This is a genomic window from Methylobacterium sp. PvP105 (assembly GCF_017876975.1).
Classification (GTDB): Bacteria; Pseudomonadota; Alphaproteobacteria; order Rhizobiales; family Beijerinckiaceae; genus Methylobacterium; species Methylobacterium radiotolerans.
On the sequence record NZ_JAGIPA010000001.1, the window covers coordinates 4,438,962 to 4,456,836 of the forward strand.

A 17,875-nucleotide genomic window follows, 5' to 3' on the forward strand; every position below is an offset into this window, starting at 1 on the left:
TCTTGCCGCTATGCCTGCCCGGCGCGTCCGCAAGGTCGGCCAGCGGAGGCAGGCGGCCGGCCTGCGTGATCGATCGCCGTCTATGGATGGCCGGTCGTGCGGCTCCAGCAAGCCCTGAGAGGTGTCGCGCCGAAGTGTCCGATCCATGGAGCATAGCCCCCCGTCGGGCGGTCGTCGGAGACGGACTGGTTGCCGCTGGGTCGGTTCAGGCGTACCGCCACACCTTCGCGGCGGAGAGCAGCAGGATCACGGAGAGCGCCGGTAGAAGCACGACCGCCGGAACCAGACCGAGCAGCGACGCGCCCACGAAGGGGCCGCAGATTGAGCCCAGCGCCATGAAAAGCACGAAGGACCGCTCGCGGGCCAGTACGTTGAAGCTGCCATCGCGGCTGTAGAGCGCGAACGCCGCTACCATCGTCGGCAGGCTCACCGCCAGCGACAGGCTGCCGGCGAGCTTGATGTCGGCGCCGAACAGCAGCACCAGCGTCGGGATCAGGAGCTCGCCGCCCGCGACGCCGAGCAGGGCAGCCACGACGCCGATCACGAGGCTAACGGCGACGCCCGCCGCGAGGAGCGCCGTGCCATACAGCGCCTGCGCGCCCGAGCCGTGGCCGTGGCCGACGAACAGCAGCGTCGAGATGGCGACCAGCAGGACCGCGAAGACCCGGTGCAGGGTCGCCGACCGCAACCGTGTCGCCCACCCCGCCCCGGGCCAAGCGCCCACCAGGCTGCCGGCGAGCAGGTTGGCGATGACGGGCCAGTGCGCGGCGACCTCGCCGATGGTCACGGTGCCCGCCCGGAACGGCAGGGCGCACGCCACCACCACCAGGCTCGACGCCTTATTGACGATGACTGCCTCCAGGGCCGGGAAGCCGAAGGTGCCGATCAGCAGCGGCAGCCGGAACTCGGCGCCACCGAGGCCGATCAGGCCGCCGAGGGTCGATCAGCCCACCTCCGAGGAAGGCTCGGACCGAGCTACGGCGCGGAGCCGACCGGATTGCGGCGGTCATGCCCGGAGGCCGATGGTGGATTGGTGCGTGGCTAGGCTCATGGGCTTGCGATATAGCCGTGCGGCTATCTCGCAAGCCCGAACGCTTGAGCGCAATTTCTCAGTTTTCGGCAGGTCTCAGGAGAGCTTCGAGCCGGGCCAGTTCGCCGGCCGTGGCCGAAGATGCAGCCGCCTCCATCCGCCGATAGCCCTCAATTACGGCATGGCCGGTTGCGGTCAGGCGCGCCCCGCCGCCGGCCTTGCCGCCCTTGCTTGCTTCGACCAGGCGCGCGCGGAAGGACCTGTTCAGAGTGTCGATCAGGTACCACGCGCGCTTGTAGCTCATGCCCATGCGGCGTCCGGCGGCGGCAATAGATCCGCTCTCGCGGATGCCCTGCAGGAGGGCAGCCTTGCCGGGTCCGAGCAGGGTATCGGCCCGCAGCTCGACCCGGAGCGTGATGCTCGTCTCGTCCATCCCGCCTCCGCGTCGCGTGCGCCTGTCTCGCCGCCTTGAGAAGCGCGTTCACCCCGACTTTGCTCTCAGACCACTGCACTCCCGCGGTACCGGGCGAAGGAACTGCGTCCCTCTGGGCCGAACAGGACGACCTCGTAGATGTCCGGCTCCATGCCCTCGACTTCCATGCCGGGCGACCCGACCGGCATGCCTGGCACGGCCAGTCCCGTGCCCTTGGGCTTCTCCGTCAGAAGCCGTCTGATCGCTCCGGCCGGGACGTGCCCCTCGACCACGTAGCCGCCGACCTGGGCGGTGTGACAGGAGGCAAGCTCGCGTGGCACCCCCAGACGGATCTTGAGCGGGTTCACCGGGCCCTCGGTCACGGTGACGGTGAAGCCGGCCCTACGCAGGTGGGTGACCCACCTCTCGCAGCAGCCGCAGCTTGGGTCCTTGGTCACCGCGACCGTCGGCAGCCCCTCCGCCAAGGCGCCCCGTCCGAGCGCAAGCCCCGCCGCCAAGCCCACGAGCACGGCACGTCGGGATGGCATCGCATCGTTCCTCATCGTCATCTCCCGTTCGCTCTTACTCGGCCGCCTGCGGCAGCCGCATCGCCTCACCGCTCGTCCCCTCGCGGACCGCGCCGGCCGGGGGCAGCCCCCGTCCCTTCACCAGGGCGTAGACCGCCGGGATGACGACGAGGGTCAGCAAGGTCGAGGAGACCATCCCGCCGATCATCGGCACCGCGATGCGCTGCATGACCTCGGAGCCCGAGCCGGTGCTCCAGAGGATGGGCAGGAGACCCGCCATGATGGCGACCACCGTCATCATCTTGGGCCGGACCCGCTCGACCGCGCCGACCATGATGGCCCGCCGCAGATCCTCGCTCGTGAACGGGCGTCCCTCGCGCACGCACTCCGCCCGGACCTCGTCGAGGGCGTGGTCGAGGTAGACCAGCATGATCACGCCGGTCTCGGCGGCGACGCCGGCTAGCGCGATGAACCCCACCGCAACCGCGACCGACATGTTGAAGCCCATCCACCACATCAGCCAGACGCCGCCGACGAGGGCGAAGGGCAGCGACAGCATCACGATGAGGGTCTCGGTCAGCCTGCGGAAGTTGAGGTAGAGCAGCAGGAAGACGACCAGCAGCGTCAGCGGCACCACGATCCTGAGACGCGCCTCGGCGCGCTCCAGGTACTCGTACTGCCCGCTCCACTGCAGCGTTGTCCCCTGGGGCAACCTGACCTCGCTGTCGACCACGGCCCGCGCATCGGCGACGTAGCCGCCGAGGTCCCGCCCCGTGAGATCGACGAAGATGTAGACCGCGAGCTGGCCGTTCTCGGTCCGTATCGAGGTCGGCCCCCGCGTGAGCTCGACCTTCGCGACCTCGCCGAGCGGCACCGTCCCGCCGGCGGGCAGCGGTACCTGCACCTCGTCCGCGATGGCCTTGGGATCCGAGCGGAAGGCTCGCGGGTAGCGCACGTTGACGGTGTAGCGCTCGCGCCCCTCCACCGTGTTCGTCACGGACTGTCCCCCGAGCGCCGAGGCGATGACGTCCTGCACGTCGCCGACCGTCAGGCCGTAGCGGCCGAGCGCCTCCCGGTCGGGCGCGATGTCGAGGAAGTACCCGCCGATGACCCGCTCCGCGTAGGCGCTCGACGTGCCCGGCACGGCCCGCACCACCGCCTCGACCTGGCGGGCGACCTTCTCCATGGCGCCGAGGTCGGTCCCGAGCACCTTGATGCCGACCGGGGTGCGGATGCCCGTCGACAGCATGTCGATGCGGGCGCGGATCGGCTGCGTCCAGGCATTCGAGACGCCCGGGAACTGCAGCGCCTGGTCCATGTCGGCCTTGAGGCTCGCCAGCGTCACGCCCGGGCGCCACTCCGCCTTCGGCTTGAGGCTGATGATGGTCTCGAACATCTCCATCGGCGCCGGGTCGGTCGCGGTGCCGGCGCGCCCCGCCTTGCCGTAGACCGAGGCGACCTCCGGGAACGACTTGATGATCCGGTCCTGGGTCGCCAGCAACTCGCCGGCCTTCGTCACCGAGATGCCAGGCAGGGTCGTCGGCATGTACATCAGCGTTCCCTCGTTCAGCTCCGGCATGAACTCCGAGCCGAGCTGGCGCGCCGGCCAGACGGTGGCCGCCAGGACGCCCAGGGCAAGCAGGATGGTCGACACCCGGGCGCGCAGCACGCCGGCGATGACGGGACGGTAGAGCCGGATCAGAAGCCGGTTCACCGGGTTGCGATGCTCCGGGATGATCCGTCCGCGCACGAACAACACCATCAGCGCCGGCACCAGGGTCACCGACAGGAGCGCCGCCGCCGCCATGGCGAAGGTCTTGGTGAGCGCGAGTGGGCCGAACAAACGCCCCTCCTCGCCCTCCAGGGTGAAGATGGGCAGGAAGCTCACGGTGATGATGAGGAGCGAGAAGAACAGCGAGGGGCCGACCTCGCCCGCCGCCTCGATCAGGATCTCGACCCGTCGCTTGCCCGGCGGCGCCCGCTCCAGGTGCTTGTGGGCGTTCTCGATCATCACGATGGCCGCGTCGATCATCGCGCCGACCGCGATGGCGATGCCGCCGAGCGACATGATGTTGGCGCCCAGCCCCAGCGCCTTCATCCCGGCGAAGGCCATCAGGATGCCGACCGGCAGCATCAGGATGGCGACCAGCGCGCTTCGGACGTGCAGAAGGAACACGATGCACACGAGGGAGACGACGACGCTCTCCTCGACCAGCGTATGCCGTAGCGTCTCGATCGCCGCGTCGATGAGTTGCGAGCGGTCGTAGACCGGCAGGATCTCGGTGCCGGCCGGCAGGCTCTTCGCCACCTCCGCGAGTTTCGCCTTCGCGTTCTCGATGACGTTGAGGGCGTTGGCGCCGAAGCGCTGCAGCACGATGCCGCCGGCGACCTCGCCCTCGCCGTTCATCTCGGTGATGCCCCGCCGCTCGTCGGGTCCGAGCTCGACCCGGGCGACGTCCCGTACCCGCAGCGGCGCGCCGCCGGACGTCTTCAGGACGATGTCCTCGATGTCGGCCACGCTCCGCAGGTAGCCGCGTCCGCGCACCATGAACTCGAACTCGGAGAGCTCGACCGTGCGCCCGCCGACGTCGGCGTTGCTCGCCCGGATGGCGTCGCGGAGCTTGTTGAGCGAGATCCCCTGCGCCCGTAGGCGGTTCGGGTCGACCACGACGTTGTACTGCTTGGTGAAGCCGCCGACGCCCGCGACCTCGGCGACGCCCTCGGCGCGCGAGGCCCCGAAGCGGACGACCCAGTCCTGGAGGGAGCGTAATTCCGCGAGCGTGCGCTCCTTGGCCACGACCACGTACTGGTAGACCCAGCCGACGCCGGTGGCGTCCGGCCCGAGGGTCGGGGTCACGCCCGCCGGCAAGCGGCTGCCGGCCGCGTTGAGGTACTCCAGCACTCGGCTTCGGCCCCAGTACGGGTCGGTTCCGTCCTCGAAGATCACGTAGACGAAGCTGACCCCGAAGAACGAGAAGCCGCGCACCACCTTGGCCTTCGGCACCGTCAGCATGGCGGTGGTCAGCGGGTAGGTGACTTGGTCCTCGACCACTTGGGGAGCCTGGCCGGGGTACTCGGTGTAGACGATGGCCTGCACGTCCGAGAGGTCGGGGATGGCGTCGAGCGGCAGCGTCCGCAGCGCCATGACGCCCGCGGCCACGGCGAATACGGTGCCGACCAGCACCAGGACGAGGTTGCGGGCGGACCAGCCGATGAGGCGCGCGATCATGGCTTGCCCCCAAGGTTCGAGGCTTGCCGGTCGCTCGCCTTCGGGGCGGCCATGGATTGAAGCGCCGCCTTCAGGTTGCTCTCGGCGTCGATGAGGAAATTCGCTGCCGTGACCACCCGGTCGCCGACCACGACGCCGTCGCGGATCTCGGTGTAGCCGCCGCCGCGGATTCCGACCTTGACCTCGCGCGGCTCGAAGCGGCCCTCGCCACGGTCGATGAGCACCACCTGCCGCGCGCCCGTGTCGATGACCGCGTCGTCGGGGACCGCCGCGACGGGCTTGCCCGTCCCCGTGGCGATCTCGGCCTCGGCGTACATGTCGGGCAGCAGGGCGCCGTCCGGGTTCGGTAGCTCGATGCGGACCCGCGTGGCGCGGGTCTCTGGGTTCACCTGCGGATAGATGACGCCGACCTTGCCCGAGAACGTGCGCCCCGGAGCCGAGCGCAAGCGCAGGGTCACCGGCTGCCCGACGCGCACACCCGCGAGGTCGCGCTCGGGCACGTCGGCCAGCACCCACATGACCGAGATGTCGCCGATGCGGAACAAGGTGTCGCCGGCCGCCGCCTTCATGCCCTCCACGGCGGTCCGCTGCAGGACGATGCCGTCCCGGGCCGACGACCACGTGATGGCCATCGGCACCTTCCGGGTGCGCTCCATCTCGTCGATGACCGCCTCGGAGACGTTGAGGTTCTGCAGGCGTCGCCGAGCGCCGTCGAAGCCTGGGTTGGCGATGAGCTGCGCGGCTGCCGCGTTGATCTCGGGCGAGTAGACGTGGACCAGCGCCTGGCCCTTGCGGACGCGGTCGCCGGTGGTGACGTCCTCCACGTGGTCGACATACGCATCCGAGCGGGTCGCGATGACCGTGACCCGCCGCTCGTCGAGCGTCACGGTGCCGGGCACGCGCACGGGCTGCGCGACGGCTCGCCGCTCGACGGCCTCGGTCCGGACCCCGGTGCGCTGGACCTTGCCGGGCGAGACGGTCACGACGCTGCCGTCCTCGTCCTCGCCCGCGTAGACGGGGATGTAGTCCATCCCCATCGAGTCCTTCTTCGGCACCGGCGAGGTGTCCGGCAGCCCCATCGGGTTGCGGTAGTACAGGACGCGCCGACTGCCGGGACCGGCCGCCCCGGCCTCCATCCCGCCCTTGCCCATGTCGTGGCCAGTCATATCTTCACCCGCCATCCCGGCGGCCATGGCTCCGGCCTCGGCGTCCTCGCCGTCGAACCGCACGTCCTCGCTGGCATGGACCGCTCGGAACTCCCGCCCGTCCCCTGTCACCATCGGCGCGAGCGAGTAGGACGGCTTCCCGTCCGGATCCTGGTAGTAGACGACCGGACCGGACGCGGCGGCGAGACGGGCCGCAGCCGGCCCCGGCGCGGACGGCATCCAGCGCGCGAACCCGTCCCGCGCCCGATCGACGAACGCGACCGGCAGTCTCGATGCCGCCCTCGCCACGAGGTCGGACACGGCCGGTCCGTCGTGCCCGACCCAGAGCCCGGCGCCCCAGGCCGCGAGCGCGGCGAGGGACCCGGCCAACCATGCGGATCGGCTCATTTCGCGGCCCGGACGATCAGCTTGTCCTCGACCGTCCCGGTCTCGCCCTCGACCTTCGCGGCCAGAGACAGGCGCCAGCGGCCCTGCATCCCGAGATGGGCCTTGAAGCGGTAGATGCCGGGCTCGGTCGAGGGAACCTGCTCGACCTTGGTGGCCATCTCCTCCATGGCGTCAGGGGCCATGTCGAGGCGCTTGGCGAAGATCACCGCGTCGGTCACCGGCTTGCCGGTGCGCTTGTCGAGGAGCCGGACCGCGAGGACCGCGTCGCCGACCTTCGCCTCCTCCTGGACGAGCTGGAACTGGTAGTCCTTGACGTCGGCGAGCGCCGGCAGGGCCGGGGTCGACAGGGCGACGCCGAGCAGCGCGGCCGCAACGGCGCGCGCGAGGGAATTCCTGGTCACTGGGATGTCTCCTGAACACGATGGGGAGGGCCGCGCGGGCGCGCGTCACCGTGCCGGCGCATGCGGCGCCGGCGTCATCGGTTCAGGCTCGGGGAGGCTCCGGTAGCGGCGGCGCCCGCACGCTGGCGAGCGCCGCAGCGCCGGGCCAAGTCGGCGATGCACGGGTCGCGCCGGGGACCGGGACGGCGACCGACGCGGGCAGGAGCGAGACCGCGGTGGCAAGGCACAGCGCCATCAGCGGGCAGCCCTTGCCGCAATCGGGCTTGGCGGCCTTCTCGTGCGGGCAGCAGGGCATGTCGTCCATGGCCATGCCGTCCGCGTCAGGGCCCATGTCCATGTCAGGCATGGCGCGGTGGTGGACGTGGGCCGACGGCGCCGCGAAGGCGCGCATACCCGTGGTCGCCGCAGGGATGGCGACAGGCGTCAGGGCGAAGCCGATGACCGCGAGGAGCGGCAACAATCGCCGGAGGGCGAGCCAGAGGGTCACGGGATTAGGATGCCAAAATCCGGGCCCCGATGAAAGCCCTACACGTCGGCCGGGCGGGCAAAATCCGGCGCTTTGCACCCGCACGTGAAGTCCGAACGGCGTGGAAGCCGCGTGAAAACGCGGGCACGTCCCGCACCCGGAGAACAATTTCTTGTCCGCCGGCTTTTCCAGCCCGCCAAGAGGCCGTTCGGATGCCGGCACAACATGAATTCCTGCGCCATCCGGAGTGCTTGAGGGGAGATCCTTCCACCGCCGCGGCGTTTTCGCTCAGCCTCCGTGGGTTTCGGACGTCTCGTGGTCAGGCTGCCCGGGTCCGCTTCCGCATCCGGAGCTGCCATCGCTCATGTCCGAGTAGAGGGGGCAGCCTTCCCCGATGCCGTCTCAGCGCAGCGATGCACCTGCCTCCGCAGCCACGTATAGGCCGGATCGCTCCGGATGCGCGGACGTCGGACTGACGTTGAGGCGGGCCGCGGCATGGGTGACGTTCAGGTCCTTGAGAGGGCTTCGGACCCGACCAACAAGCCGACACGGCAATCGCGATACCCAGTGCTTGGCTCCTGGACCTGCAAGCCGGCCGCTCCGCCGCCGGGGCGGCTGGCATCTTGGCTGACAAGCGGACCGCAGGCCGCGTCGGGGCCGCCATCGGCCGGCAAGTCCGCGCGGAGAGACGGATCGACGATGAACCCAGTTTCGGTCTGTCGTGATCCCGGACGCCCGCCCGCACGATTCCTTCGGGACATGACCTTCCATCCGCGGCGGGCGCGGTGCAGGCTGGAGGAGATTGTCCCGGGAGAAACGCATGGACGAGGTCGACGAGCGACGGCTCGCCGCCATCCTGGTCGCCGATGTCGTCGGCTATAGCCGCCTTATGGGTGCCGACGAAGCGGGGACGCTGCGCCGGCTCAGGGGCCTGCGCCGGGAATTGCTCGATCCACGCATCGAGGCAGCCCGGGGCCGCGTCGTGAAGTCGACCGGCGACGGCCTGATCGCCGAATTCCCCAGCCCGGTCCGGGCCGTGTCCTGCGCCGTCGCGATCCAGCGGGCGATGCTGACGCGTGAAGCCGGCGTGTCCGACGACCACGCGTTCAGGCTGCGCATCGGCATCAACGTCGGCGACGTCGTCGCCGAGCCGGACGGCGACCTCTACGGCGACGGCGTCAACGTGGCGGCTCGGCTCGAACCCTTCGCGGAGCCGGGCGGGATCTGCATCTCGCACACGGTCCACGATCAGGTACGGGACAAGCTCGGCTACCCATTCGAGGATCGAGGCAAGCAGGCGTTGAAGAACATCGCCCGGCCGGTCGGCATGTTCGCGCTGCCCGCCGCGGCCATACTGTCGATGCCGGCCGAGGATGAAGGCGAGACCGAACCTGCGATCCGGGTCCGGCCCGCGGCGCACCGGCTGTCGGGACGTCCCGCCCTCGCCGGCGGGCTGCTCATCCTCGCCGCCCTCGGCGGCCTCGGGCTTTGGTCCTGGATGACGCCACGCGAGACGGGACAGATCCCGCCGACGGCCCTTGCCGACGGTCGTGTCGGCGCGGACTGGATGCCGGCCGCGGAAATCCGCCAAAGGCTTTTGGACACGGGCTACACGTCGGTCACGGAGCTCAAACCCGATGACGGGCTGTGGGACGGCAAGGGGATCAAAAACGGCATGGAGGTGAGGTTCCATGTCGATCCGCGGACGGGGGCGATGCTGTCCGAGCGGGCGGATGACTGAGATGCCGCAGCCGACCGGGGAGCCGCACCGGTCACAGGGACGGCACTCAACTACCCGTGGCCGGCGAGAGCGGCGCGCCGTAGCGGAACGTCGAGGTGTCCCCGGACCGCTCGGTGAATGCCCCCTCCCCATGGTCGGCCCGCGCCGTCGTCACGGTGCCATGCAAGATGCCCGCGCCGGTGCAGTCGACGCTCACCGGCACGGCCGCATGCTTGAGATCCAACGTGAAGCTGCCGCTGCACGCGACGTACCCCGTGGCGTCGCGCGCGAAGAAGCTGACCCCTAGGAGGCGGACCGACGCATGGCCGGTCAGGACGCTTCCGTCGACGCGTTCGATCCGGAAAGGCAGGGAGTCGAAGCCGAGCGTGCTGCCTCCATCGTCCGAGCCAAGTTGGATGCCCGGTAGCGCACTTCCCCCACATCCCGATAGGAACGGCAGAAGGATACCTGCACAGCCGAAAAGCGCGCGCCGCTTCATCGAAACCTCATTCGCCATACCGCCCTCCACGTACGTTCGACGCATGAGCCCCCGCATCGCCCGCGCTGCCTGACGGTCCTGCGACGGGTGCGTGCGGGACCTCGGGGTCATCCAGCCGGCGTCCGCGGGGGCCGGAGGGCATTCGCGGTCATGAGAACCGTGGCGCCGATGTCGGCCAGGATCGCAGGCCAGCGCCCCGTGAGACCGGCCTCCGTCGTCGCCAGGAACACCGCCTCCAGGCCGACGGCAATGCCGAAGTTCGCGGCCTGCTCGCAATCACATCGCATGTCGACCGGTCATCCGGCCGGCGCCCACATCGCCGATCTCGTCGGCACACCCGACCATTGAGACGGCCGGCCGACGGTCGACGAGTTCCCGATGGCCGCAAGCGAGCATCACGGGATCAAAGCCAATCATGACATCACAGCGAGAGTCAAAGGTGGGGCCATGAATGACAAACAGATCTATCATTTGTCCGTTACGACGGCGGCGATGATCGCGGTTCTCAAAACATCGACAATCGCGATGATGACATTTGTCATCAACAAGCTTCCGTGCGAAGAAAGGGAGGCGGTAATCCCGGAAATCGCTCGCACGATAGGGAATATCCCTCCGGACTATTCCCAGGAAAGCACGGTTGGGAAACAATTTTATGAGGATATCGCCGTGCGGGCGCCCGGGCTTGCGCGGGACTTCGCGAGCAATCTGCGACGTGTTTTAGGATGAGTTCCAGCCATAGGGCATGCTGATCTGATCATCCATCGGGTTAATCGACATCCAGGTATGGCAGGACCCATCACCGGAGCGCGAATGAGGCGGCGCACCTTGCACCGACTGCCTCGTAGACTTCGAGCGCTGATCTCTCGCCTGTATCAGTGCGTCGCGCGCCCAGTTCGCCCGCAATGTCGGGGTCCGTGAACGTCCCTGATCTCCGCGGGCAGGGCCGAGCGAACCAACGTAGGGTCATGCGACCCCGGCTAACCCGTTCGGCTCCGCCGGTCGGCGGGTGCCCCATCGAACGCGAAGGACTGGACGCCACATGGGACATGGACATTCGCACGGGGGCGGCATCCCGTCCGGCTCGGCGGCGGCCCGGAACAAGGGGCGCCTCGCCTGGGCGCTCGCGCTGACTCTCACCTACATGGCCGCGGAGGTCGTGGGCGGCCTGCTCACCGGCAGCCTCGCGCTCCTGGCCGACGCCGCGCACATGGTCACCGACGCCGGCGGCCTCGCCCTATCCCTGCTCGCCATACACTACGCCGCCAAGGCGCCGACACCGGGCAAGAGCTTCGGATACATGCGCTTCGAGATCCTGGCGGCGCTTGCCAACGCGGTCGTGCTGCTCGGGGTGACGGCCTACATCCTCTACGAGGCATACCGCCGGTTCGTGGAGCCGACCGAGATCCTCGGCTGGCCGATGATGTTGGTGGCGTTCGTGGGCCTCGGCGTGAACCTCGCCAGCATGAAGCTGCTCGCCGGCGGCTCGTCGGAAAGCCTCAACGTCAAGGGCGCCTATTTCGAGGTGTTCTCGGACATGCTGGGCTCAGTCGGCGTCATCGTCGCCGCGCTCGTCGTGATGGGAACCGGCTGGCGTTGGGTCGACCCGCTCGTCGGCGCCTGTATCGGCCTGTTCATCGTGCCGCGCACTTGGCGCCTCCTGGCCGAGGCGCTGCACGTCCTCTTGGAGGGCACGCCGCCGGGCGTCGACCTCGATGCATTGAAGGCCAGGATCGAGGCGATGCCGAATGTCCGGCGGGCCTACGACCTGCATGCCTGGACGCTGACCTCGGGCTTCGACGCGATGAGCGGGCACGTGGTCGTGGACGACCTTGCCCGGAGCCCGGACGTGATCCGGGGCGTCCGCGCCATGTTGAAGGAACGCCACGGCATCGAGCACGTCACCATCCAGGTCGAGGACGAGGCCCTCGCGGCCGAGGCCGTTCCCCTGCCGGTGTGACGGGGGCGAGCATGGCAGGGAAGAAGCTCGGCCGCCAGCAGCTTTACTGGGGCCCCAAGAATCGGAGGAAGCGGCGGGCGGCCGAGCACCTGAGGCGCGCGGCGGGCCGTGACCTCCTGAAGGAGATGGCGCTGGTCCTGCTGATGATCGGGTTTCTGGTGATCCTGGTCCGCTTCACCTGACGAGAGGCGCCGGGCCCGGGGGCTTCGCCCGGAGGGGCGTGTGCCGCCGGCCCGGACCCCGGTCCTACTGCTTCTCGAAACGCGCCTGGATGTTGTGTCCGTGCACCTTCGCCGACAGCACGACCTTCGCGCCCGTCGTCAACGGCGCCTTCAGGTCGGCGACGAGCTTGTTCGGTGCCGCCGGCTTCAGGGCCAGGGTCTCCGTCTTGCCCCCGGCCTGGACGAAGGCCTTGGCCGAGAGGCTGGCCGTGTCGGCCGGCTTGCCGTCCTCGCCCGTCACGAAGAACGTGAGGCCCGTGTCGGTCGAGACGAACTCGATGGGATGGCCGTCGGCGACAGTCGTCTGGCCGCCGTTCGGGCCCGCGGCGAGGCAAGGCGACGCCAGGGCGAGCGCGAGGGCGAGGATGGTGCTGGGGAGGGGGGAGCGCATGTCGGTGTCCTTTCTCGGATGGTGGGGAAGGTTCAGAACGCCTCGGCGGGCGCGCCTCGCGGGGCCGCGGGTGAAGCCTCGGGACCGTGACGGGCATCGTCCCGCAACCGCTCCAGCGGCGCGCGCCCGAAGGTCAGGAACAGGACCGGGGTCAGCACCGTATCGAGGAGCGTGGCGCTGATCAGGCCGCCGAAGATCGTCACCGCCACGGGATGGAGGATCTCCTTGCCCGGCGCGTCGGCGCCGACCAGCAGCGGCACCAGGGCGACGCCGGCCGAGAGCGCCGTCATCAGCACCGGCGCCAGCCGCTCCAGGCTGCCGCGGATCACGAGCTCCCGGCCGAACGGCATGCCCTCGTGGATCGCCAGGTTCAGGTAGTGGCTTATCTTGAGGATGCCGTTGCGGGTGGCGATGCCTGTCAGCGTGATGAAGCCGATCATCGAGGCCACCGAGAGCGGCTGCCCGACCAGCCACAGGGCGGCGACCGAGCCGATCAGCGCGAGCGGGATGCTGCCCAGGATGATGGCCGTGAACACGACCGAGCGGTAGCGGCTGTAGAGCAGCGCGAAGACCAGCGCGAGCGAGAGCAGCGAGAGCAGGCCGATGGTCCGGCTTGCCTCCGCCTGAGCCTGGAACGAACCCTCCAGGCTCGGCGTGTACCCATTGGGCAGGCTCACCGCCGCCACCTTCTCCTGGATGGCCTTCACGATCTTGCCCATGTCGGAGCCGGCCTGCGTATTGGCCTGGACCACGATGCGGCGGCGGGCGTTCTCGCGCAGGATCTGGTTCGGCCCGTCGGTCTCGCGGATGTCGGCGATCTGCCGGGCGGGGACCCAGCCCGACGGCGTCTCGACCAGCATGTCGCCGAGCCGCTGGGTGGTGCGCATGGCGTCGGACAGGCGCATCACCACGTCGAAGCGGCGGTACCCGTCGACTACGCGTGAGACCACCTGCCCGTTCGAGAGCCGGCTCAGCTGCTCGACCAGTGCTGCCGGCTGGACCCCGTAGAGGGCGGCCCGGGCGTAGTCGACGCGGATCTCCAGTTGCGGGATGAGCACCTGTTTCTCGACTTGCAGGTCGGCCAGCCCGGGGATGTCGGCGAGCCGCCCGCGGATGTCCTCGGCGAGGGACCGCAGGGTGTCGAGGTCCTCGCCGAAGATCTTCAGCGCGATCTCGGCGCGCACGCCCGAGAGCATGTGGTCGAGCCGGTGCGAGATCGGCTGGCCGACGTTGACGTTGACCGGGAGGACCGCTGATCTGCCCCCAATGAAGTGGTCCGCCCTGAGGTATGGCTTTCGGGCCAGGATGAGGACGGACAGATGGGAACGAAGCGGCACAAGCCGGAGGATGTCGTCGCCAAGCTGCGGCAGGTGGATGTGCTGGTCTCGCAGGGCCAGAGCGTCGGGGACGCGATCCGCACGATCGGCGTGACGGAGGTCACCTACTACCGCTGGCGCAAGGAGTACGGCGGCCTGAAGAGCGACCAGGTCCGGCGCATGAAGGACCTGGAGACCGAGAACCAGCGGCTCCGGAAAGCAATCGCCGATCTCACGCTCGACAAGCTGATCCTGCAGGAGGCTGCCCGGGGAAACTGACCAGCCCCGCGCGCCGACGCGCCTGCATCGAGCATGTCATGGACGTCCTGGACGTCTCCGAGCGCCGCGCTTGCAGTGCGCTCGGGCAGCATCGCTCGACCCAGCGCAAGGTGCCGCGGGGCAGAGACGACGAGGCGGCGCTGTCCGCCGATCTTGTGGAGCTGGCGCGCCGGTACGGGCGCTACGGCTACCGGAAGATCGGCGCGCTGCTGAAGGCGGCCGGCTGGTTGGTCAACGACAAGCGGGTCGAGCGGATCTGGCGGCGCGAGGGGCTGAAGGTGCCCGGCCGCCAGCCGAAGAAGGGCCGGCTGTGGGACGGGGATGGTTCCTGCCTCCGGCTCAAACCGGAGCGGCGCGACCACGTCTGGGCCTATGACTTCGTCGAGGCGCGCACCCATGACGGGCGCAAAATCCGGATGCTGAACGTCGTCGACGAGTTCACCCGCGAATGTCTGGCGATCCGCGTTGCGCGCAAGCTGAAGGGAGCTGACGTGATCGACGTGCTCTCGGACCTGTTTATCCTGCGCGGCGTGCCCCAGCACGTTCGTTCAGACAACGGACCCGAGTTCATCGCCAAGTCGGTGCAGTCCTGGATTGCGGCCATTGGCGCAAAGGCCGCCTACATCGCGCCGGGCTCACCATGGGAGAACGGCTTTGTCGAAAGCTTCAACGCGCGATTGCGGGATGAACTCCTGAACGGCGAGATTTTCTACACCCTGAGGGAGGCACAGATCATCATCGAAAGCTGGCGTCGGCACTACAACACGATCCGCCCGCACGGTGCGCTTGGTTATAAGCCACCAGCGCCGGAGGTGTTCGTGCCAGCCATGACCGCTTGGCCGACTGCGCTCGCCCGACCGGCTCCGTCGGCCAAGCTACCCGTAGAGCAGAGGCCGACCCTGCACTAAATTTGAACTCGGACCACCGCGTGGGGGCTGGTCACAGGAGCCCCGACCTATTGTGCAGGGCTCGGGCAAGGCACGGCTCTGTATCGCAAGTCAGGCACCGGGCAGTCGGGCGCATCGATCAGGTGTGCCTTTCAAGGACCCGTCGGGTGTTCGCCTACGCAACTGGCTTGGTCTGAGGGAGCCAGAATTCTATGATGCCGACCGCGTCGCCATCTTGCCGATGGGCGCATGCTTTCCAGGCCTGGACGCGAAAGGCGGTGACCGGCCGCCCCGCCGGGAATGCGCTGAGCGCTGGCGGGTGGAGCTGTTCTCCGGCCTGCCGAACCTCGAACTGATCCTGGTGATCGGCCAGTACGCGCAGGCGTGGCATCTCGGGCGGATGGAGGGTGGCCTCACCGGCACGGTGCGGCGCTGGCGCGAGATCCTGTCCGAGCCGCGCCGCCCCCGGGTCCTGCCCTTGCCCCACCCGTCCTGGCGCAACAACGGCTGGCTCAAGCGCGAGCCCTGGTTCGAGGCGGAGCTGCTGCCTGTACTGAGGGAAGAGGTCGCCCGAGTGATGGTTCACGCCGAGCCGAACTAGGCGTCGGGTGGTCCGGTCTGCTTGTGACGGTGACGTCATTATGTCACTGAACTCGAGGTGCGCATTAGCCTGAGCAAAATGGCGGTCGATCAGATTGCCTGCTCGGTTAAGCGGGCGCTACGATTTTTCAAATCAACGCAGCAAAAACAAGGACTTAGATCTCGGACCACGGCACATATTGATGCCGTAGTGGCTGCTGCGAGTCATTTTTCTGCTCCCACTTTATCTCGATCCTATGCGGACATCCATGTCTGCGGCGGGGTTCACAGGTGCTGGCAGCCTCTGACTTGGCCATAGAAGCTGGGTTGGACCCAATGTCGGCGCGAGTTTATTTTCTGCCGGGGGTCGTTGGCGGAGGATTGGCAAGCACATTATTTTCGGCAAGATGTTTATTTAGGTCTGCCAGCTGACCCGAACAGGCTTTCTCCCCGATGGTTTCGTGCCGATGGGATCGGGGATGTACGCACGGTACGCGTTCCTCCCGGGCGTCAGCGCAGGCCAATTCAGCTGGTTTGCCTCGATCGAGGGGGCGCTCGTCCTTGCCACGGAAATCTTGAAGCCCGCCGTCGGCCTGATGTGGTCGCGGGATAACGGCGGCCACTTCACGATCTCAAGCCGTAACCCACTCGAACGCTGGTCCGGATCCTCGGGCCCCCACGTCTCGACGGACCCCTTGGCGATCATCGACGCCGCGATCGCGGCCGAGATCGACAAGCGGCGGTCCGCCGTCGCCCATACGTGGGGAGCCTGACATGACGACCTGCTGGTTCAAGCCCGCCTTCACCCGAGAGGACCGCGACCCGGCGACGGGCGAGCTCCGGCCCGACGCGATGCGGCCGGGGATCTACTGCAAGGACGAGGCGACCTTCGAGCGCTTGATGGACTCATCGCGCCTTCGGGGCGCTCCCGTCGAGTACCACATGGACGGCGACGTCTCGATCGTCGGCATGCGGATCTACGTCGCCACCCCCGAGCAGGCCGATGCCCTGGAGCGGGGCCAGGCGGTGGATCCCGCCAGCTACTATGCCGAGCAACGGGCGGAGACAGAGGCCGCCGCGGCCGAGTTCGCCCGTCTCATGGGGCGCCTCACGTCCATGGTCTCCACGACTCGCGAGCCGGCCCGGCATGCCGAGCCACCCGTACCCGGGGCGAACCGGGCGCAGCGCCGGGCGGACGCGGCGAGGAAGAGGAGGCTGGCGTGAAGCGAGCGGATCGCCTGCTGCCCGAGATCGCAGCCGAGCGCTTCGAAGTTTATCTTCGCGGCCAGTGGATGACCCTCCACAAGTCGGTCCACTCGATCGAACTCGACCTGCACGAACTCTTCGCGACGCAACTCGCCGAAACCGAGCTCGATGGGGTCAAGCCGATCGACTTCATCGAGGGGTGGATGCGCTGGAAGGCAGAGCGCCGCGGCTTCGGCTACGTCATCCTCGATACAACGAAGGTCGTAGAGTCTTCGGATCTTGCCCGCAACGGTCTGCATCTCGGCCTGCTGCGCATCGTCGGCAGGGGGCCCGACCTCCGGATCCACCGGATCGATCCTGACAGGCTGCACTACCGCCGCTTCTACAACGGGGGGTGCCTACGCCTGCCGGAGGTCCGCGGCAGGAGCCCGCTCGACAGCCGCCACGCCGAGTTCGCCAAGCCTATCATCGAGCGCCTGCTGGCGGAGATCCTGGACCTCTCGCCGGAGAGCGCGATTCCGGATCGGTGGATCATCTACGAGTTCGTTTCGCGGGACATGTCGTCGTGGACGCTCAGGCAGGCTTCGGGCCTCATCCGGGATGTCCATCGAGACTGGCCAGCCGAACGCCAGGTGCGCTGGATCGCCGAGCTGCGCTGCTACCTCATCCACCTCGGCGGGGGCGGCCGGCCCGAGGAGCCGCCTCCGCCGGCCGAGGACGCCGAGGCGCTGGCAGGACTGGCTGCCTAACGCGCGCGGTTTGTCGTTTTCGGCCCCTGAATCATGCGGCTTGTCGCGGCCGCGAGCGGTTTGTCACGGAGACGAGCATGGCGACCGAGCCCCTTGACGTCGATGTTGATCAGCCATCCGAACCGGGCTGGTACGGAACGATCCATGCCTGGGACCTCGAATACGAGGGGGCCTTCGGGTCCGCTCACTATTGGGATGGGAAGGCTTGGCTCGACAAAGAGGGCGGCGAGAAGGCCGACCTGCCGATCTTCCGGTTCACTCAGCAGCGGTTCGCCACGGAGGAAGAGGCGCATGCCGCGGGTGAGTGGCTCGCCGCGTAGGCCTTCACGAATCCAAATTTGGTGCTCTAATCGAACCAGTGGCGCCCTGGAGACGCCCGCCCACCGGCCGCGGTATCGCGTAAGTCCGGGCTCGGGGAAGCCTATGTCGGGCACTCCTCATCTCAACCTTGCG

18 protein-coding genes and 4 pseudogenes are annotated in these 17,875 nt (G+C 68.5%); 11 read left to right on the plus strand and 11 right to left on the minus strand.

All coding sequences use genetic code 11. The annotated features are described in order from the left end of the window. Nucleotides 1-205 precede the first annotated feature (205 nt). From J3A75_RS21850 to J3A75_RS21880, 7 genes and pseudogenes are all read right to left on the minus strand, one after another. Nucleotides 206-1,010 (minus strand): annotated as a pseudogene (locus J3A75_RS21850) (sulfite exporter TauE/SafE family protein). A 99-nt stretch (nucleotides 1,011-1,109) separates the two neighbouring features. Continuing rightward, nucleotides 1,110-1,463 carry a winged helix-turn-helix domain-containing protein gene (locus J3A75_RS21855; protein ID WP_063110618.1) on the minus strand — a complete coding sequence of 118 codons (354 nt, stop codon included), beginning with the start codon at nucleotides 1,461-1,463 and terminating at the stop codon, nucleotides 1,110-1,112. A 65-nt stretch (nucleotides 1,464-1,528) separates the two neighbouring features. Continuing rightward, the gene (locus J3A75_RS21860) at nucleotides 1,529-2,005 is read right to left on the minus strand and encodes a DUF411 domain-containing protein (protein WP_063110634.1); all 477 of its coding nucleotides are present in this window, start codon (nucleotides 2,003-2,005) and stop codon (nucleotides 1,529-1,531) included. A 19-nt stretch (nucleotides 2,006-2,024) separates the two neighbouring features. Continuing rightward, nucleotides 2,025-5,198, minus strand: coding sequence for an efflux RND transporter permease subunit (locus J3A75_RS21865; protein WP_063110619.1), 3,174 nt, complete (start codon nucleotides 5,196-5,198; stop codon nucleotides 2,025-2,027). Next, nucleotides 5,195-6,751: an efflux RND transporter periplasmic adaptor subunit gene (locus J3A75_RS21870; RefSeq protein WP_063110620.1), complete on the minus strand. Its 1,557-nt coding sequence runs from the start codon at nucleotides 6,749-6,751 to the stop codon at nucleotides 5,195-5,197. Before J3A75_RS21870 ends, J3A75_RS21865 begins: the two co-directional genes overlap by 4 nt. Further along, on the minus strand, nucleotides 6,748-7,152 hold the full coding sequence (locus tag J3A75_RS21875) for a FixH family protein (RefSeq protein ID WP_063110621.1): 405 nt from the start codon (nucleotides 7,150-7,152) through the stop codon (nucleotides 6,748-6,750). The genes J3A75_RS21870 and J3A75_RS21875 overlap by 4 nt, the downstream gene beginning before the upstream one ends. An 82-nt stretch (nucleotides 7,153-7,234) precedes the next feature. Beyond that, nucleotides 7,235-7,639: a hypothetical protein gene (locus J3A75_RS21880; protein ID WP_063110622.1), complete on the minus strand. Its 405-nt coding sequence runs from the start codon at nucleotides 7,637-7,639 to the stop codon at nucleotides 7,235-7,237. Nucleotides 7,640-8,438: 799 nt separating this feature from the next. Here J3A75_RS21880 and J3A75_RS21885 point away from each other — a divergent pair. Both J3A75_RS21885 and J3A75_RS36630 read left to right on the plus strand, forming a co-directional pair. After that, a pseudogene (locus J3A75_RS21885) lies at nucleotides 8,439-9,122 on the plus strand (adenylate/guanylate cyclase domain-containing protein); the annotation flags it as partial. 63 nt (nucleotides 9,123-9,185) lie between these two features. Beyond that, the gene (locus tag J3A75_RS36630; RefSeq protein ID WP_245364883.1) at nucleotides 9,186-9,359 is read left to right on the plus strand and encodes a PepSY domain-containing protein; all 174 of its coding nucleotides are present in this window, start codon (nucleotides 9,186-9,188) and stop codon (nucleotides 9,357-9,359) included. 46 nt (nucleotides 9,360-9,405) lie between these two features. Here J3A75_RS36630 and J3A75_RS21890 read toward each other — a convergent pair whose 3' ends face one another. Together J3A75_RS21890 and J3A75_RS21895 are read right to left on the minus strand one after the other, a co-directional pair. Then, nucleotides 9,406-9,855 (minus strand): hypothetical protein, encoded by a 450-nt coding sequence (locus J3A75_RS21890; RefSeq protein WP_209650742.1) that lies wholly within the window; start codon nucleotides 9,853-9,855, stop codon nucleotides 9,406-9,408. A gap of 89 nt (nucleotides 9,856-9,944) precedes the next feature. Continuing rightward, complete coding sequence (locus J3A75_RS21895) at nucleotides 9,945-10,124, minus strand: hypothetical protein (protein WP_063110625.1); 180 nt, start codon at nucleotides 10,122-10,124, stop codon at nucleotides 9,945-9,947. A 91-nt stretch (nucleotides 10,125-10,215) separates the two neighbouring features. On the opposite strand from J3A75_RS21895, the gene J3A75_RS21900 reads away from it, so the two are divergent. The 3 genes from J3A75_RS21900 (at nucleotide 10,216) to J3A75_RS21910 (ending at nucleotide 11,976) form a co-directional block, all read left to right on the plus strand. Further along, nucleotides 10,216-10,563, plus strand: coding sequence for a hypothetical protein (locus J3A75_RS21900; protein WP_209650743.1), 348 nt, complete (start codon nucleotides 10,216-10,218; stop codon nucleotides 10,561-10,563). 313 nt (nucleotides 10,564-10,876) lie between these two features. Then, complete coding sequence (locus J3A75_RS21905; protein WP_063110626.1) at nucleotides 10,877-11,794, plus strand: cation diffusion facilitator family transporter; 918 nt, start codon at nucleotides 10,877-10,879, stop codon at nucleotides 11,792-11,794. An 11-nt stretch (nucleotides 11,795-11,805) separates the two neighbouring features. Next, a complete protein-coding gene (locus J3A75_RS21910; RefSeq protein ID WP_209650744.1) occupies nucleotides 11,806-11,976 on the plus strand; it encodes a hypothetical protein in 171 nt (56 codons plus the stop codon). A 64-nt stretch (nucleotides 11,977-12,040) separates the two neighbouring features. Here J3A75_RS21910 and J3A75_RS21915 read toward each other — a convergent pair whose 3' ends face one another. Both J3A75_RS21915 and J3A75_RS21920 read right to left on the minus strand, forming a co-directional pair. Continuing rightward, nucleotides 12,041-12,406: a hypothetical protein gene (locus tag J3A75_RS21915; RefSeq protein WP_063110628.1), complete on the minus strand. Its 366-nt coding sequence runs from the start codon at nucleotides 12,404-12,406 to the stop codon at nucleotides 12,041-12,043. Nucleotides 12,407-12,438: 32 nt separating this feature from the next. Continuing rightward, nucleotides 12,439-13,701, minus strand: a pseudogene (locus tag J3A75_RS21920) (efflux RND transporter permease subunit); the annotation flags it as partial. A 24-nt stretch (nucleotides 13,702-13,725) separates the two neighbouring features. Here J3A75_RS21920 and J3A75_RS21925 point away from each other — a divergent pair. The 6 genes and pseudogenes from J3A75_RS21925 (at nucleotide 13,726) to J3A75_RS21950 (ending at nucleotide 17,742) form a co-directional block, all read left to right on the plus strand. Then, nucleotides 13,726-14,909, plus strand: a protein-coding gene (locus tag J3A75_RS21925) for an IS3 family transposase (protein WP_209650745.1) whose coding sequence is annotated in 2 segments (ribosomal slippage) — nucleotides 13,726-13,990 and nucleotides 13,990-14,909 — 1,185 coding nt in all. Because the reading frame shifts where the segments join, the coding sequence is not laid out codon by codon here. Between the two features lie 31 nt (nucleotides 14,910-14,940). Next, a pseudogene (locus J3A75_RS21930) lies at nucleotides 14,941-15,489 on the plus strand (uracil-DNA glycosylase family protein); the annotation flags it as partial. Nucleotides 15,490-15,946: 457 nt separating this feature from the next. After that, nucleotides 15,947-16,240 carry a hypothetical protein gene (locus J3A75_RS21935; RefSeq protein WP_063111262.1) on the plus strand — a complete coding sequence of 98 codons (294 nt, stop codon included), beginning with the start codon at nucleotides 15,947-15,949 and terminating at the stop codon, nucleotides 16,238-16,240. Nucleotide 16,241: 1 nt separating this feature from the next. Further along, nucleotides 16,242-16,691, plus strand: coding sequence for a hypothetical protein (locus J3A75_RS21940; protein ID WP_063111261.1), 450 nt, complete (start codon nucleotides 16,242-16,244; stop codon nucleotides 16,689-16,691). Further along, complete coding sequence (locus tag J3A75_RS21945) at nucleotides 16,688-17,422, plus strand: hypothetical protein (protein WP_063111260.1); 735 nt, start codon at nucleotides 16,688-16,690, stop codon at nucleotides 17,420-17,422. Before J3A75_RS21940 ends, J3A75_RS21945 begins: the two co-directional genes overlap by 4 nt. A 77-nt stretch (nucleotides 17,423-17,499) precedes the next feature. Continuing rightward, nucleotides 17,500-17,742 (plus strand): hypothetical protein, encoded by a 243-nt coding sequence (locus J3A75_RS21950; protein ID WP_063111259.1) that lies wholly within the window; start codon nucleotides 17,500-17,502, stop codon nucleotides 17,740-17,742. The last annotated feature ends 133 nt before the right edge of the window (nucleotides 17,743-17,875 follow it).

Bases quoted from the DNA above. Each gene is read 5' to 3' on its own strand.
- J3A75_RS21855 (WP_063110618.1), bottom strand. From the start codon at position 1,463: ATGGACGAGACGAGCATCACGCTCCGGGTCGAGCTGCGGGCCGATACC.
- J3A75_RS21860 (WP_063110634.1), bottom strand. From the start codon at position 2,005: ATGAGGAACGATGCGATGCCATCCCGACGTGCCGTGCTCGTGGGCTTG.
- J3A75_RS21865 (WP_063110619.1), bottom strand. From the start codon at position 5,198: ATGATCGCGCGCCTCATCGGCTGGTCCGCCCGCAACCTCGTCCTGGTG.
- J3A75_RS21870 (WP_063110620.1), bottom strand. From the start codon at position 6,751: ATGAGCCGATCCGCATGGTTGGCCGGGTCCCTCGCCGCGCTCGCGGCC.
- J3A75_RS36630 (WP_245364883.1), top strand. From the start codon at position 9,186: ATGCCGGCCGCGGAAATCCGCCAAAGGCTTTTGGACACGGGCTACACG.
- J3A75_RS21890 (WP_209650742.1), bottom strand. From the start codon at position 9,855: ATGGCGAATGAGGTTTCGATGAAGCGGCGCGCGCTTTTCGGCTGTGCA.
- J3A75_RS21895 (WP_063110625.1), bottom strand. From the start codon at position 10,124: ATGCGATGTGATTGCGAGCAGGCCGCGAACTTCGGCATTGCCGTCGGC.
- J3A75_RS21900 (WP_209650743.1), top strand. From the start codon at position 10,216: ATGGCCGCAAGCGAGCATCACGGGATCAAAGCCAATCATGACATCACA.
- J3A75_RS21905 (WP_063110626.1), top strand. From the start codon at position 10,877: ATGGGACATGGACATTCGCACGGGGGCGGCATCCCGTCCGGCTCGGCG.
- J3A75_RS21910 (WP_209650744.1), top strand. From the start codon at position 11,806: ATGGCAGGGAAGAAGCTCGGCCGCCAGCAGCTTTACTGGGGCCCCAAG.
- J3A75_RS21915 (WP_063110628.1), bottom strand. From the start codon at position 12,406: ATGCGCTCCCCCCTCCCCAGCACCATCCTCGCCCTCGCGCTCGCCCTG.
- J3A75_RS21935 (WP_063111262.1), top strand. From the start codon at position 15,947: ATGTACGCACGGTACGCGTTCCTCCCGGGCGTCAGCGCAGGCCAATTC.
- J3A75_RS21940 (WP_063111261.1), top strand. From the start codon at position 16,242: ATGACGACCTGCTGGTTCAAGCCCGCCTTCACCCGAGAGGACCGCGAC.
- J3A75_RS21950 (WP_063111259.1), top strand. From the start codon at position 17,500: ATGGCGACCGAGCCCCTTGACGTCGATGTTGATCAGCCATCCGAACCG.